We start from the raw sequence: 15,154 nt of genomic DNA, 5'->3' as shown, positions 1-15,154 counted from the left end.
TCAGCTTTCCGGAACGAGGAAGATCGCGGCGAGGGGCGGGATCGTCAGGCGCAACTCGGGCGACTTGCCGTCGACCGTCCGGACCTCGCCAATGTTCCCGACATTGCTGCCGCCATAATGGGCGGAGTCCGAATTGAACACCTCTTTCCATTTGCCCGCAAAGGGTACAGGCACGCGATAGTTTTGATACACGTTCGGGGAGAAGTTGGCGACCACCAGGCACCGGGCGTGCTCGTCGATGCCCTTGCGCAGCCAGGCGAACACGTTGCGATTGGCATCGTCGGTGATCAGCCACTCGAACCCGGCGGGGTCGCAATCCATCTGATGCAGCGCCGGCACCGCGCGGTAGAGCCGGTTGAGGTCGCGGATCAGCGCCTGGATGCCCTGATGATATCGGTATTCGAGCAGGTGCCAGTCGAGCGACTGGTCGTGATTCCATTCGCGGCTCTGCGCGATCTCCGCGCCCATGAACAGGAGCTTCTTGCCGGGATGGCCGAACATGAAGCTGTAATAGGCGCGCAAGTTTGCAAAACGCTGCCATTCGTCGCCGGGCATGCGGCCGAGGATCGAGCGTTTGCCGTGCACGACCTCGTCATGCGACAGCGGCAGGATGAAATTTTCCGAGAAGGCGTAGTGCAGTCCGAACAGGATGTCGCCGTGGTGATGCTTGCGGTGGATCGGATCCTTGCTGATGTAGTTCAGCGTGTCGTGCATCCAGCCCATGTTCCACTTGTAGCCGAAGCCGAGCCCGCCGAACTCCACCGGGCGCGACACCTGCGGCCATGCCGTCGATTCCTCCGCCGCCGTGGTCGCCTGCGGGAAGCGCGCGAACAGCTCGGTGTTGAAGCGGCGCAGGAAGTTGATCGCCTCGATATTCTCGCGGCCGCCATACTGGTTCGGAATCCAGGCCCCCGGCGGGCGGCTGTAGTCGAGGTAAAGCATGGAGGCGACCGCATCGACGCGCAGGCCGTCGATGGCGTAGCGCTCCAGCCAGAACAGCGCGTTCGACACCAGGAAGTTCGTCACTTCGGTGCGGCCGTAATTGTAGATCAGGGTGCCCCAGTCGAGATGCCGGCCCTGCAGCGGATTGGCGTGCTCGTAAAGCGCCGTGCCGTCAAAATTGCCGAGCCCGTGCGGATCGTCGGGGAAGTGGCCGGGCACCCAGTCGAGCAGCACGCCGACGCCCTCGCGGTGGCAGGCATCCACCAGCGCAGCAAAATCCTCCGGTGAGCCGAACCGGCTGGTCGGGGCATAGAGGCCGGTCGGCTGATAGCCCCAGGAGCCGTCGAACGGATGCTCGCTGACGGGCAGGAATTCCAGATGCGTGAAGCCCATGTCGCGGGCATAGGCCGGCAGCTGCTCGGCCAGCTCGCGATAGGTCAGCCATTCATTGTCGCCCTTGCGTCGCCAAGAGCCGAGATGGACCTCGTAGATCGACATCGGTGCCGACAGCGCGTTGATGCCGTCAGGCGCCGGGCGCGGCCGCGGCAGATGCGCCTCGTCGAACACGATCGACGCGGTCTTGGGGCGCAGCTCTGTTGCGAATGCCATCGGGTCGGATTTCAGCGGCAGCAGATGGCCGTGCGGCCCGATGATCTCGAATTTGTAGTGATCGCCGCTCTTCGCATGCGGGATGAACAATTCCCAATAGCCGGCCCCGCGCACCCGCATCGGATGACGCCGCCCGTCCCAGAAATTGAAATCGCCGACCACGGAGACGCGCCGCGCGTTCGGCGCCAGCACGACGAAGGCGATGCCGTCGATGCCTTCCAGCGTCATCGGATGCGCGCCGAGCTTGTCGTAGAGGCGCTGATGGGTGCCTTCGCCGAGCAGATAGAGATCGAAATCGGTCAGGATCGGCGGGAAGCGATAGGCATCCTCGAACTCGACGACGTTGTCGCCGAACTTCGCGCGCAGCTGGTAGTGCTTCGAGCCGTTCGGCAGGGCGCCGATGAACAGGCCGGAATCGTGGACGCGGTCGAGCCGGGCCACCTCGCCATGCTCGCCGACCGCCTCGACATTGGACGCCTCGGGCAGGAATGCGCGCACCACGCTCTTGCCGCCCTCGGGATGTAGGCCGAGATAGTGGAAGGGGTCGGAGTGGCGGCCCTCGATGATCGCGTAGGCCTCGGCTGGCAATTTAGGCATGGGCTTCGCTCCCGGCACTGGACAGAATGCGAAGCAGTCCGGTCAGCGGCGCATGGAGCCCCTCAGGCCGGTGGGACAGTTCGTACTCTACTTCGTCGAACGCTTGATCAAGCAGGAAAAACCTTAACAGGCCCTCCGCGGCATGCCGGGCTTCCGGCCACAGTCGCCGGTCCGTCATGGCCTCGCGATAGGCGAACAGGAAGGCCGCGGTGGCGTGTTCGCGCCATTCCCCGAGCGCGGCGGTGAGCCGGCCCTGCTCCTCGGTCCCGCCCGAGAGCGCCCGGTTCAGCGCGGCGTTGACCGAAAGATCAATCGAGCGGACCAGGCCGGCGACATCGCGCGCGGCCGGCAGCTTGCGCCGCTTGTCGGCCAGATGCAGGTGCGGATCGCCGTCGAAATCGATGATGAAGATGTCGTCCTTCACAATCAGAGTTTGCCCGAGGCGGAAGTCGCCATGATGACGGATGTTCAACCCGCCAACCTTGGAAGGCAATAGCGCATTCAGATGGTCCGGCAAGGTCCCCCGGACTGCGGCCAGTTGATCGATCAGCGGCCGGTCCGCCTCGCGCAGGCCGTCGCGGCTGTCAGCCAGCCGCTCGAAAACCCGCTCGGCGCGCGCCTTGAGGTCGGATATCCAGCGCTTGGTGTCGGCGGCGCCGATCGGCTCGGGAGCAAGGTTGTCCGGCTTTGCCGCGGCCAGCGCCACATGCAGCTCGGCGAGCCGCCGGCCGATCTGCCCGATGAAGTGCAGGTAGAGCGACTGCTCCTGGGTCTGGCGCGGCTCCTCTCCCGCCGACAACAGCCGCTGCTCGTCGATATAGCGATCGAGATAGCCGGTGGTCACCGTCCAGCCGTCGCCCTGGTTCTCGACATAGGCGTGCAGCACGCCGAGCGCGCTGCGCTGGTCGTCCTCGACCAGCTCGACGCTGCCGAGCAGCGCCGGCGTGTTGGGGAAGCGGGCGACCTCCGTGAGGTAGGAGCCGATCTCGATCTCGGGATTGATGCCGCTTTCGAGCCGGCGATAGATTTTTGCGACATACTGGTTGTCGACCAGCGCGGTGCTGTTCGACTGCTCGATCGCGCGGATGCGCTCGGGTTCCTTGATGGTGTATTCGGCGAAACGGCTGGTGGCCTTGAACTCCAGCCGCAGATTGTTCTCGTCCACCACCAGGTTCTGCGACAGGTTGCGCAGGAATAGGCCGATGAAGATCTGCTCCGTCGCAACGTCGAGCAGCGTCCCCTCGCGCGCGCCCTGGCGCACGGCGGCGAGCGCCTTCGGGTTGAAGCGTTCGCGGTCGAAGCGCACCCACTCGATCTGCATCGGCATCACGTAGCGCGTCGCGACGGTGTCTTGTTGCGCCGCCTCGAAGAAAGCAATCCAGGGGCGGTTGTCGCCGATGTCGCAGAACGGGACCGCCGCGGTCAGCGTGGCCTTGATGTGTTTGGGATTGTGCTCGGGATACCAGCGCGCGCGAGACAGGAAGCCCGGCAGCACGTCGCGCTCGAACACGCCACGCTCGCGCGCCAGCGACACCCAGTTCGAATTGACGGGCACCACCAGCGTTTCGAATTCCGGCACCGCGCGCGGCGTCACCGGCTCGGACTTGTCGCGCTCCTTCAGCTGGAACCAGTAGAAGCCGTAGGGTCCCAGCGTGATCATGTAGGGCAGTTCGCCGATCGGAGGGAAGTGCGTCCGTCCCAGCATCTCCTGCGGGATGCGGTCCTTCCATGGCGACAAATCGAGCTCGGTCGCCTGTGCCGCGCGCGAGAGGTTGGCGACGCAGAGGATCACCTCGTCGCGGTACTGCCTGACATAGGCCAGCACGGCGCGGTTGGCCGGGCGGATGAAGGTCATGGTGCCGCGGCCGAAGGCGAGCGTCGACTTGCGCACCGAGATCAGCCGCTTGGTGGCGCTGAGCAGCGAGGACAGGCTGCGCGACTGCGCCTCGACGTTCACCGCTTCATACCCGTAGACGGGGTCCATGATCAGCGGCGCATAGAGCCGCGCGGGGTCGCAGCGCGAGAAGCCGCCATTGCGGTCGGGGCTCCATTGCATCGGCGTGCGGACGCCGTTGCGGTCGCCGAGATAGATGTTGTCGCCCATGCCGATCTCGTCGCCGTAATAGATGATCGGCGTGCCCGGGAACGAGAACAGCAGCGAGTTCATCAGCTCGATCTTGCGGCGGTCATTGTCCATCAACGGCGCAAGCCGCCGGCGGATGCCGACATTGATGCGGGCGCGCGGATCGTTGGCGTAGGTGGTCCAGAGATAGTCGCGCTCGACGTCGGTCACCATCTCCAGCGTCAGCTCGTCATGATTGCGCAGGAACAGCGCCCATTGGCAGCTCGCCGGAATATCCGGCGTTTGGCGCAGAATGTCGGTGATCGGGAAGCGGTCCTCCTGCGCGATCGCCATGTAGATGCGCGGCATCAGCGGGAAGTGATAGGCCATGTGGCATTCGTCGCCGCGGCCGAAATATTCCTGCACGTCCTCCGGCCATTGATTGGCCTCGGCCAGCAGCAGCTTTCCTTTCGAATAGGCGTCCAGCTCCTGGCGCAGCCGCTTGATGATCGCATGCGTCTCGGGGAGATTCTCGTTCGAGGTGCCCTCGCGTTCGCAGAGATAGGGAATAGCGTCCAGCCGGAAACCGTCGACGCCGGCGTCCAGCCAGCGCTTCATCACCTGGATGATGGCGCTGACGACGCGCGGATTGTCGAAGTTCAGGTCCGGCTGGTGCGAGAAGAAGCGGTGCCAATAGAACGCGCCCGCCTCGGGATCCCAGGTCCAGTTCGACTTCTCGGTATCGGTGAAGATGATGCGCGTGCCCTGGTATTTCTGGTCGGTGTCGCTCCAGACATACCAGTTGCGGGCGCTCGAGCCGGCCGGGCTGCGGCGCGCGCGCTTGAACCATTTGTGCTGGTCCGAGGTGTGGTTGACGACCAGCTCGGTGATGACGCGCAAGCCGCGCTTCTGCGCCTCCTGGATGAAGCGCTTGAAGTCCTTCATCGTCCCAAAATCGGGATTGACCGCACCGTAATCGCCGATGTCGTAACCGTCATCGCGGCCGGGCGAGGGATAGAACGGCAAGAGCCACAGCGCGGTGACGCCGAGCTCCTGCAGATAAGGCAGCTTCTCGGTCAGGCCGGCGAAATCGCCGATGCCGTCCTGGTTGCTGTCGGCGAACGCCTTGACGTGGAGCTGGTAGATGATGGCGTCCTTGTACCAGAGCTCATCCACGACCTCCGCAGCCTCGGCCTTCTTGGTATCGACGGAAGACAGAACATTCATGGCGCGACCCCTTACGCCAGGCAGCGGAACAGGAGTGCCGGATCGCGGTCGGGATCGATACGCAACCTGATCCCGCCCCATTCGATGCGGGACTGCTCGCCTGTCAGGAGATTTTCAAGTGTGGTGACGTGGCGGCGCTCGCCGCCAACGTTGATGGTGAGATCGCCGAGCGGCAACCAGAATTCGCGCTGATGGCGGGAGAGGGCGATCACCGCGACGACGGTGTTGGTCGCATCCACCGCTTCCTTGGCGAAGGCAAGGGTCTCGCCGTCCTCGACACCGAGGAAGCGCAAGTTCGCGGTCTGCTGGAGCGCTGCATTGTCGTTGCGGATGCGGTTGAGCGTGGTGATGTAGGGCTTGATGTTGCCGGGCTTGTCCCAGTCACGCTGCCTGATCTGGTATTTCTCCGAGTCCTGATATTCCTCGTGGCCAGGGACGGCATCGTGCTCAAGCAGCTCGAATCCGCTGTAGATGCCGTAGCTGCCTGACAGCGCCGCCGCCAGCGCAACGCGCGACTTGAACGCCCAGGCTTCGCCGCTCTGGAGATGATAGGGCAAGAGGTCGGGCGTGTTCGTGAACAGGTTGGGCCGGTAGAACTCCCGCTCGGGATAGCGCGTCAGCTCGCCGAAATATTGCTCCAGCTCCCATTTCGCCGTGCGCCAGGGGAAATAGGAGAAGGATTGCGCAAAGCCGAGCTTTGCGAGGCCCTTCATCAGCTTCGGTTTCGCAAATGTCTTGGAATACAGGATCACCTCGGGATGCCGGCGGCGGATGTCGCTGATCAGCCACTCCCAGAACGGCAGCGGCGCGGTGTCGTGATTGTCGATGGCGAAGATGGTCACACCCTGGTCGATCCAGAACAGCATGGCATCGCGAAACGCGTTCCACAGTCCGGCCCGATCGACCGAGGCGAAATCGGGGATGACGATGTCCGAATAGGGGCCGTCGGCCGTGCGCACCGAACGGTCCGGCCGCCATTTGAACCATTCCGGATGCTGCGTCAGCCAGGGATGGTCCGGCGAGCATTGCACGGCAAAATCGAGCGCGATCTCGAGGCCGTATTCGAGGCAGGTTGCGACCAGCGCGCGAAAGTCCTCGATCGTGCCCAGCTCCGGATGCAGCGCATCGTGGCCGCCATCAGTGCTGCCGATCGCGTAGGGTGAGCCCGGGTCGCCGTCGCCCGCCACCGGCGCATTGTTGCGGCCCTTGCGGCGGGTCGTCCCGATCGGATGGATCGGCGTGAAATAGAGCACGTCAAAGCCCATCGCGGCGATATCGGGCACACGCGCGATGCAGTCGCGCAGCGTGCTGTGCTGGCCGGGTACCGCGCTCTGGCTGCGCGGCATCATCTGATACCAGGCGCCGAAGCGTGCCTTGTCGCGGTCGACGACCAGCGGGAAGGGGGGTGAGCGGGTGAGGTCAAGCCGTGGCTGGCTCTCGGCCATGGCGTCGCCGAGCTCGCTCGAGAGCAGCGGGACGACATCGCCGGTCTGAAGATAATCCTCGCACTGCCTGACGATCACAGCTGCGGCGTCCTGCCGCGCGCCATGCGCCTTGGTCAAAAGGCCGGCACCCTCGATCGCATCGAGGCTGACATCGGCACCCGTGCTGCGTTTTCGCGCAACCGCGTACGACCACGTCGCGAATTCGTCGGTCCAGGCCTCGATGGCGTAGACATAGTGGCCGGGCTCGGCGGGCGTGAAAGCGCCGGACCAGCGGTCATTGCCGTGATGGATCATCGGCTCGCTCCGCCATTCACGGTCCTGCTCGCGGCGCCAGATCACCGCGGCACTGATCACGGCATCACCGTCGCGAAAAATGTCGGCCCAGACCTCGACACGCTCGCCCGCGATCCGCTTCACGGCGAAACGGCCGCCGTCAACCACAGGATAGATGTCTTCGATGAGGAAAGCACCGCCGGCCGCGGCGCTTTCGACAGTTTGAATTGTCTTGTTCACGGTGATGCCATTGACAAGAAAGCAGGGGCCCGTTTCCCTTGTCGGGAACCTACGCTTGGTACCACTATAGAAAGCCGCTTGTGTGTCATTGGTTCCCAAAGGAACGGCCGGTGCGGTTCGCGAGTTACACCTGACTAACCTCTTCCGCTATCTCATAAATATCGATGACCCGGCCAGATGATGGCCTGCAAGCTGCGTGCCGAATGGATCTTTTAGCTCAAGCCCGGATCAAGGGCGTTCAATCTGAATTTATCGACGCCCTCGGCAAGCTGCGGGTCACCGCGCCCGAGGCGCTCAAATCCATCCTCGATGCCCTGCCGGAGAAGCGGGTCTACCGCTTCGTCAGCGGGCCCGTCGTGGTTCGCGCGCTGGGACATCCGCGGACCGAGCTTTCGGCCATCGGTGCGCCGCCGCTGAAATGGACGGTGACCGGCAATGGCCATTTGATTGCTCAAGGCGAGACCCGCGAGCCTGTCATCGCCTGGCCGGACGACCTGCCGCTCGGCTACCACCGGTTGACCCTGACCGATGAGGGCGGAGTGACCGAGGACGTGCCGATGATCGTGGCGCCGGAGCGCGCCTTCGGCGGCGATTTCGACCGCGGCTGGCTGCTCGCCGTGCAGCTCTACAGTGTCCGCTCCGACCGCAACTGGGGCATCGGCGATTTCACCGACCTTGCCGGCCTCGTCCGGCTCGCCAAGCGTTTGGGGGCGGACGGCGTCGGCCTCAACCCGCTGCATGTGCTGTTTGACGATCATCCCGCCGATTGTAGCCCCTATTCGCCGAACAGCCGGCTGTTTCTCAATCCGCTCTATATCGACGTCGAGGCGATCCCGGAATTTTCCGCCGATCTCGTCCCCGATGCGGCCGCGACCGCCGCGCGCCTGCGCGAGGGCGACCGCGTGCCCTACGCGGATATGGCCGCGCTGAAATGGCTGGGCCTGCGCGCCGCCTTCGACAGTTTCGTGAAGAGCGCAAGCGGCGTCCGCCGCAACCAGTTCGACGCCTTCCGCGCCGAGCGTGCGCCGCTGTTGTCCCGCTTTGCCTGCTTCGAGGTGCTGCGGCATCGCTTCGCTGCGCCGTGGTGGGAATGGCCGGCCGAATGGCAGCAGCCGGACGATGCCAGATGCGATGAGCTGCGTAGTGGCCCCGACAAGCGCGAGGTCGAGTTCGTCGAATTCGTGCAATGGACGGCCGACAGCCAGTTGCGGGCGGCTAAGGAGCTGGCCGGCCAGCTCGGCATGCGGGTCGGGCTCTATCTCGATGTCGCGGTGGGCGTGCAGTCGAACGGCTTCGATGCCTGGAACGAGCAGGCGGCGATTTCCCGCCATCTCGCCGTCGGCGCGCCGCCGGACGTGCTCAATACGGTCGGCCAGGATTGGGGCCTCGCCGGCTTCAACGCCGGCGGCCTCGAAGCGCAATCCTTCGTGCCGTTCGCCGACATGCTGGCCGCCTCGATGCGCCACGCCGGTGCCATCCGGATTGATCACGTCCTCGGGCTGAAGCGGCTCTATCTCGTGCCGCGCGGCTTCAAGCCCGACAACGGCGCCTATGTGCAGATGCCGTTCGAGGCGCTGCTCGGCGCCATCGCACGCGAGAGCGTGGCCCACAAGTGCATCGTGATCGGCGAGGACCTCGGCACCGTGCCGGAAGGTTTTCGCGAGACCATGCAGGATTTCGGCATCTGGTCCTACCTCGTCATGATGTTCGAGCGGGACGACGCCGGCCATTTCCGCAACGTCGATTATTACCGGCCCAACGCGCTGGTGACGCTGAACACGCACGACCTCTCGACCTATGCCGGCTGGCGTTCCTTCAGCGACCTCAGGATGAAGCGGTCGCTCGGGCTCGATCCCGGCGAGAACGACCAGGCGCGCTGGGATGCGCTCGGCGCGCTCGACGAGATCTTGCGGCAGAACGGCATCACTGCCAACGACCTCTATTCGGTGCTCGCCTTCCTGTCGCGCACGCCGTCGCGGCTGCTGGCGGTGTCGCTGGAAGATCTGCTCGGCGTGGTCGACCAGCCCAACATTCCCGGCACGATCGACGAGCATCCGAACTGGCGCCAGCGGCTGCCGGTCGCGCTCGACCAGATCGCCTCGAAGGTCGACCTCACGGCCTTGCGAGCGGCGACGCGGGAACGCTCCCTGATCGGCGGGAGTTGATGCGGCGGGGATTTTTCAGGCTCGCACGACATTGTCCCAGAAGATCGAAGACTATGCGCTGATCGGCGACTGCGAGACTGCGGCGCTGGTCGGGCGCAACGGCTCGATCGACTGGCTGTGCTGGCCGGCCTTCGATTCCGACGCCTGCTTTGCCGCAATCCTCGGGACGTCGAAAAACGGCCGCTGGCTGATCGCGCCGAGCGAGGATGTCACGAATATCTCGCGCCGCTACCTCGGTAACACCCTCATCCTCGAAACGCGCTTTGAAACGGAGAGCGGCACCGTCGCGCTGATCGACTTCATGCCGCCGCGCGGCAAGGCCTCCGATATTGTTCGGCTGGTCCGCGGCCTCTCGGGCAGCGTGAAGATGCGGATGGAGCTTGTCATCCGCTTCGGCTTCGGCGTCGACATTCCCTGGGTGCGGCGGATCGACCATTCGCTGATGGCGATCGCCGGCCAGGACATGACGGTGCTGCGCACGCCGGTCGAGATCCGCGGCGAGGACCTGACCACGGTGTCCGACTTCGAGGTGAGCGAGGGCGAGAGCGTGCCGTTCGTGCTGACCTACGGCCCCTCGCATCTCGATCCGCCTGCGCCGATCGATCCCGAGATTGCGCTCCAGGAGACCGAGAAATTCTGGAACGAGTGGAGCAGCCGCTCGACGCATGACGGTGAGTATCGCGATCTCATCATGCGCTCGCTGATTACCCTGAAGGCGCTGACGTTCGGGCCAACCGGCGGTATCGTGGCGGCACCGACTACGTCGCTGCCGGAGAAGCTCGGCGGCAGCCGGAATTGGGATTACCGCTTCTGCTGGCTGCGCGATGCCACCTTCACGCTGCTGGCGCTGATGAATTCGGGCTACACCGAGGAGGCTTCCGCCTGGCACAACTGGCTCCTGCGCGCCGCGGCCGGCTCGCCCGCGAACATGCAGATCATGTACGGCATCTGGGGCCAGCGGCGGCTGCTGGAATGGGAGGCCGGCTGGCTCGACGGCTACGAGGGCGCAAAGCCGGTCCGCGTCGGCAACGCCGCGCATGCGCAGCTCCAGCTCGACGTCTATGGCGAGCTGATGGATGCCTTTCACCAGTCGCGCATGGCCAGGCTCAAGCTCGACGAAGAGACATGGGCGGTGGAATGCGCGGTGCTGCAGCATCTCGCCGAGGTCTGGGACCAGCCCGATCACGGCATCTGGGAGCGCCGCGGCCAGCCCCGGCACTACGTCTTCTCCAAAGTCATGACCTGGGTCGCCTTCGACCGCGGCATCAAGAGCGCCGAGACCTTTGGCTTCAAGGCGCCGCTGCTGCACTGGCGCGCCCTGCGCGACGCCATCCACCGCGACGTCTGCAACAAGGGATTTGACGCGGAGGAGAACGCCTTCGTCGAGTCCTATGGCGCGAAGATGCTGGATGCATCCGTGCTGCTCTTGCCGGCGGTGGGTTTCCTGCCGCCGGATGACCCGCGCATTCGCGGCACCATCGCAGCCGTCGAAAAGCGCATGATGCGCGATGGTTTTGTCCTGCGGCACGATCCGCGCGAAGTCTCGGACGAGACGCAGCCGATCGAGGGCGCGTTCCTGGCCTGCACGCTGTGGCTCGCCGATGCCCACGTGCTCGCCGGCGACCTCGACAAGGCGCAAATTCTGCTCGACCGCGTGGTCGGCATCGCCAACGACGTCGGCCTGTTGGCCGAGGAATACGATTCAGTCGCCCGGCGCCAGACCGGCAATTTCCCGCAGGCCCTAACCCACATCGCGCTGATCAACACCGCGCACAATCTGTCGGCGGCAAGGCAGGACAGCGAGAAGCCGGCGCAGCAGCGGTCGAAGTAGCTCGAAAGAGCAACTTCGATTTTTTCCGCGAGGACGCGATATCAGATCCGTCATCCTGAGGCGCGAATCATGGGTCACGGGACGAGCACCTCAGGATGACGGTGAGAGATTTGAGCAGACCGCTTTAACGCGCCCTCGCGGATGCCTAACCCACCCCATTCCGCTTCAGGATCATCTCCATCGCTTCGGCAAAACCATCCTGCTCGTTGGTCACCGTGACGTGCGTCGCCTGGTCCTTGACGTTGTCGGTGGCATTGCCCATCGCGATCGAGGTGCCGCTGACGCGGAACATGGCGAGGTCGTTCTGCATGTCGCCGATGGTGGCGACCGCATCCAGGGAGATGCCGAGGCGTTTGGCCATGGCTTGCACGAAGGTGCCTTTGTCAAAGCCGGGCGGTGTGATGTCGAGATAATAGGTCTGCGAGCGCACGGCGGTCGCCTCAGCTCCGAGCGCCTGCTGCATCGCCTTTTCGCAGGCGGCGAGGCCCGCGGCATCCGCGCTGGCACCGACGATCTTGCAGGCGCTGGCGAGGTACGGCGAAAAGTCCGTCACGATGGTCGGATCGGAGCGGATCGTGTGCCGCTCATGCGCGACGTATTTGCCGCTGGGATTGTCGATCAGCCATTTGTCGGTGGTGAACAGCCAGATGTCGGCGCCGAACTCGCGCAGGATCTTTAAGGATCGCTCGGCCGCGCCGGCGGGGATCAGGTGCTGCTCGACCGGGTTCATCTCGGGATCGACGATCGAGGAGCCGTTGAACGGGCCGACCGGCAGCCATAGCGCCAGCGGCTCGATCAGAAAGCGCATGCCGATGGCGGGCCGGCTGGAGGTGATGGTGAAGCCGATGCCGGCCTGGTGCAGCCGCTGCACCGCACCTCGCGCGCGCTCGGTCAGCGTCTTGTCCTTGGTCAGCAGCGTGCCGTCGACGTCGGACACCACGAGTGAGATTTGCGTCATGACAGCACCTTAGGTTCGGTTCTCAGCGCTTCGCCCCGCCCAGCCTCAATTGCCGCACCACGCCATCCACGATCGCCTCGACGGTTTCGTCGATCGAGACGGTGATGACGTGCTCGCCTGCCTCCGGCGGCTCCAGCGTGTCGAACTGGCTGGTCAGGAGCCCGGGCGGCATGAAATGGCCCTTGCGCCCGGCGAGCCGCTCGGCGATCAGCTCCTTGGTGCCCCGCAGGAACACGAAACGGACGTCGTCGCGTCCGCGCAGCAGCACGTCACGATAGGTGTGCTTCAGCGCCGAGCAGGCGATGATGACGTGCCCGCCTTTTTCACACACGCGCGCGATCTCGTCGGCGATGGCATTGAGCCATGGCCAGCGGTCCTCGTCGGTGAGGGGATGGCCGGCCCGCATCTTCTCGACATTGCACTTGGGATGAAAGCTGTCGCCGTCCTCGAAGCGCCAGCCGAGCCGCTGGCCCAGCGCCTCCGCAACCGTGCTCTTGCCCGAACCCGACACGCCCATCACGATCAACGCACAAGGTGCTTCAACGCCGCCCACGTATTTCCTCCGGAAGCGCGGCCTGGTCGACCAGCCAGACGGTCTCACCATTCGAGCGCGCGCGAACAGCCGGCAGATTCTCGTTATTGAGGAGGCGCGTCAAGATCGGCTGCTTGTCATGCCCGGCCATCTCGAACAGCATTTCGCGGCAGGAGGCGAGAGCGGGCAAAGTGAGCGAGACCCGCGGCACGAACGGCGCCACATTGGCCTTGGGAACGCCAACGACCCAGCGCCGCGTCTCCTCGACCTCGGGATAGCCGGGAAACAGCGAGGCGGTGTGGCCGTCTGGCCCTGCGCCCATCAGGACCAGGTCGAACAGCGGCCGTGCCGGGTCGAGCTCTTCCGCGCCGTAGAAGGATTCCAACTCGTGCGCATAGGCAGCGGCGCTGCGATCCGGGCTCTCGATCGCGGTCGGGATCGGATGGATGTGGCCGGCGGGCGCGTTGCGATCGAGAAAGATCTCGCGCGCCACCGCCATATTGTTGAGGGGATCGCTCTCGGGGACAAACCGCTCGTCGCCGATGAACCAGTGCACGCGGTCCCAGGGAATCCTGCCGCGCCAGGAATCGCTGCCGAGGAGTTGATACAGCTTCTTCGGGCTGGAGCCGCCGGTCAGGCAGATCGCGATCCGCGAAGGGTTGGCCGCGATCCGCGCCGTCACCCGCTCGGCGGCGGCTTGCGCCAGCGCCTCGGCATCTGCCGCGACGATCAGCTTCGGCTGGTCGGCCGCTGCCATCACGAATATTTCCGCCAGCTTCGCCCGTCGCGCCGCAAGAGCTCGTCGGCGCATTTGGGACCATCGCTGCCGGCCTCATAGGTCTCGATGCCGTTGGCGCCTTCGCTCCTCCAGGCGTCCAGAAACGGCTGCACCGCCGCCCAGCCGGCCTCGATGCCGTCGGCCCGCTGGAACAGGATGTTGTCGCCGATCATGCAGTCGTAGATCAGCGTCTCGTAACCGGTCGAGGGATCGGCGCGGAAATAGTCGCCGTACTTGAATTTCATCTCGACGCCGTCGATCGTGATGCTCGGCCCGGGGATTTTCGCGTTGAACTGAAGCTCGATGGTCTCGGTCGGCGCGATGCCGATGGTGAGGAAGTTTTGCGACAGGCGGTCGATGTCCGTCCCTGAGAACATCGACAGCGGCGCCTGCTTGAACTTGATCGCCACTTCCGTCCGCTTGTGGCCCAGCGCCTTGCCGGTGCGCAGGTAGAAGGGCACGCCGGCCCAGCGCCAATTGTCGATCATCAGCTTGAGCGCGACAAAGGTCTCGGTGGTACTGCCGGGCTTGACGTCCTCGGTCTTGCGATAGTCGATGATGTCGTCGTCGCCGATGCGGCCGGCCAGATATTGCGCGCGCACCGAATTCCTCAGCGCGTCCTCCCGGCTCGGCTGCTGGATCGAGGTGAGCACCTCGGCCTTCTCGGAGCGGACGGAATGCGCGTCGAAGCGCGCCGGCGGCTCCATCGCCACCAGCGACATCAGCTGGAACAGATGGTTCGGCACCATGTCGCGCAGCGCGCCGGTGGCATCGTAGAAGCCGCCGCGATGGCCGACGCCGAGCTTTTCCTCGACGGTGATCTGGACGTGGTCGATATGGTTGCGGTTCCAGATCGGCTCGAACATGCCGTTGGCGAAGCGCAGCACCAGGATGTTCTGCACCGTCTCCTTGCCGAGATAGTGATCGATCCGGTAGATCTGGTGCTCCTCCATGATCTTCAAGAGCTCGGCATTCAGCGCCTTGGCTGAGGCAAGGTCAGTGCCGAACGGCTTCTCGATCACGAGGCGCCGCCAGGCGCCGTTCTCCTTCATCATGCCGGTGCGGCCGAGCTCGCGTGCGGTCGGCGCGAACGCGGCCGGCGGCGTGGCGAGGTAGAACAGCCGGTTGCCGCCGGTGTCCTGCGCGCATTCCAGGGAATCCAGATGCTCGCGCAGGCGATCGAACGAGGGCGGGTCCTTCGGATCGGCCTCGACGAAGGTCACGCATTCCAGCAGTTTCCGGGCGATGTCGTCGTCGATCGGCCGCGTCGCAAACTGGCGCAGACCCTGCATCAGGCTGTCGCGCAACTCGTCATCCGACTGGCTCTTGCGGGCGACGCCGACGACGCAGAATTTTTCCGGCAGCAGGTGCTCGGCTGCGAGATTGTACAGCGACGGCATCACCAGGCGATGGGTGAGATCGCCGGTGACACCGAAGATGACGAAAGCGCAATTGTCCGGCTTGCGCTTGGCTTGCGGGTCTTTTGTCACGAATT

The 15,154-nt window shown here is 64.7% G+C and carries 9 protein-coding genes; 2 read left to right on the top strand and 7 right to left on the bottom strand.

Going from position 1 to position 15,154, the window contains the following annotated elements:
* Genes glgB through HYH08_RS21585 form a run of 3 tightly spaced genes read right to left on the bottom strand, consistent with a single transcriptional unit; the run spans window position 1 to window position 7,395 of the window.
* Window positions 1–2,148, bottom strand: a complete 2,148-nt coding sequence (glgB, locus tag HYH08_RS21595) for a 1,4-alpha-glucan branching protein GlgB (protein WP_220011828.1) — start codon at window positions 2,146–2,148, stop codon at window positions 1–3.
* Window positions 2,141–5,437 carry a maltose alpha-D-glucosyltransferase gene (gene treS, locus HYH08_RS21590; RefSeq protein ID WP_220011827.1) on the bottom strand — a complete coding sequence of 1,099 codons (3,297 nt, stop codon included), beginning with the start codon at window positions 5,435–5,437 and terminating at the stop codon, window positions 2,141–2,143. Before treS ends, glgB begins: the two co-directional genes overlap by 8 nt.
* Before the next feature lie 11 nt (window positions 5,438–5,448).
* On the bottom strand, window positions 5,449–7,395 hold the full coding sequence (locus tag HYH08_RS21585; RefSeq protein WP_220011826.1) for a maltotransferase domain-containing protein: 1,947 nt from the start codon (window positions 7,393–7,395) through the stop codon (window positions 5,449–5,451).
* 203 nt (window positions 7,396–7,598) lie between these two features.
* Here HYH08_RS21585 and malQ point away from each other — a divergent pair, with 203 nt between their 5' ends.
* Both malQ and HYH08_RS21575 read left to right on the top strand, forming a co-directional pair.
* Window positions 7,599–9,560 carry a 4-alpha-glucanotransferase gene (malQ, locus tag HYH08_RS21580; RefSeq protein ID WP_220011825.1) on the top strand — a complete coding sequence of 654 codons (1,962 nt, stop codon included), beginning with the start codon at window positions 7,599–7,601 and terminating at the stop codon, window positions 9,558–9,560.
* 31 nt (window positions 9,561–9,591) lie between these two features.
* Window positions 9,592–11,391, top strand: coding sequence for a glycoside hydrolase family 15 protein (locus HYH08_RS21575; protein ID WP_220011824.1), 1,800 nt, complete (start codon window positions 9,592–9,594; stop codon window positions 11,389–11,391).
* 145 nt (window positions 11,392–11,536) lie between these two features.
* On the opposite strand, the gene HYH08_RS21570 is transcribed toward HYH08_RS21575, so the two are convergent.
* The 4 genes from HYH08_RS21570 to zwf are packed head-to-tail and all read right to left on the bottom strand — an operon-like array spanning window position 11,537 to window position 15,149.
* The gene (locus tag HYH08_RS21570; protein ID WP_220011823.1) at window positions 11,537–12,349 is read right to left on the bottom strand and encodes an HAD family hydrolase; all 813 of its coding nucleotides are present in this window, start codon (window positions 12,347–12,349) and stop codon (window positions 11,537–11,539) included.
* 22 nt (window positions 12,350–12,371) lie between these two features.
* Window positions 12,372–12,902 carry a gluconokinase gene (locus HYH08_RS21565; protein WP_220011822.1) on the bottom strand — a complete coding sequence of 177 codons (531 nt, stop codon included), beginning with the start codon at window positions 12,900–12,902 and terminating at the stop codon, window positions 12,372–12,374.
* Window positions 12,889–13,638: a 6-phosphogluconolactonase gene (gene pgl / locus HYH08_RS21560; protein ID WP_220011943.1), complete on the bottom strand. Its 750-nt coding sequence runs from the start codon at window positions 13,636–13,638 to the stop codon at window positions 12,889–12,891. Before pgl ends, HYH08_RS21565 begins: the two co-directional genes overlap by 14 nt.
* A complete protein-coding gene (zwf, locus tag HYH08_RS21555) occupies window positions 13,638–15,149 on the bottom strand; it encodes a glucose-6-phosphate dehydrogenase (RefSeq protein ID WP_220011821.1) in 1,512 nt (503 codons plus the stop codon). Before zwf ends, pgl begins: the two co-directional genes overlap by 1 nt.
* Window positions 15,150–15,154: the final 5 nt, after the last annotated feature.

Origin of the sequence: Bradyrhizobium sp. BR 10289 (genome assembly GCF_019455385.1) — a bacterium.
GTDB lineage: Bacteria > Pseudomonadota > Alphaproteobacteria > Rhizobiales > Xanthobacteraceae > Bradyrhizobium.
This window is presented reverse-complemented; position numbering and strand designations above follow the sequence as displayed.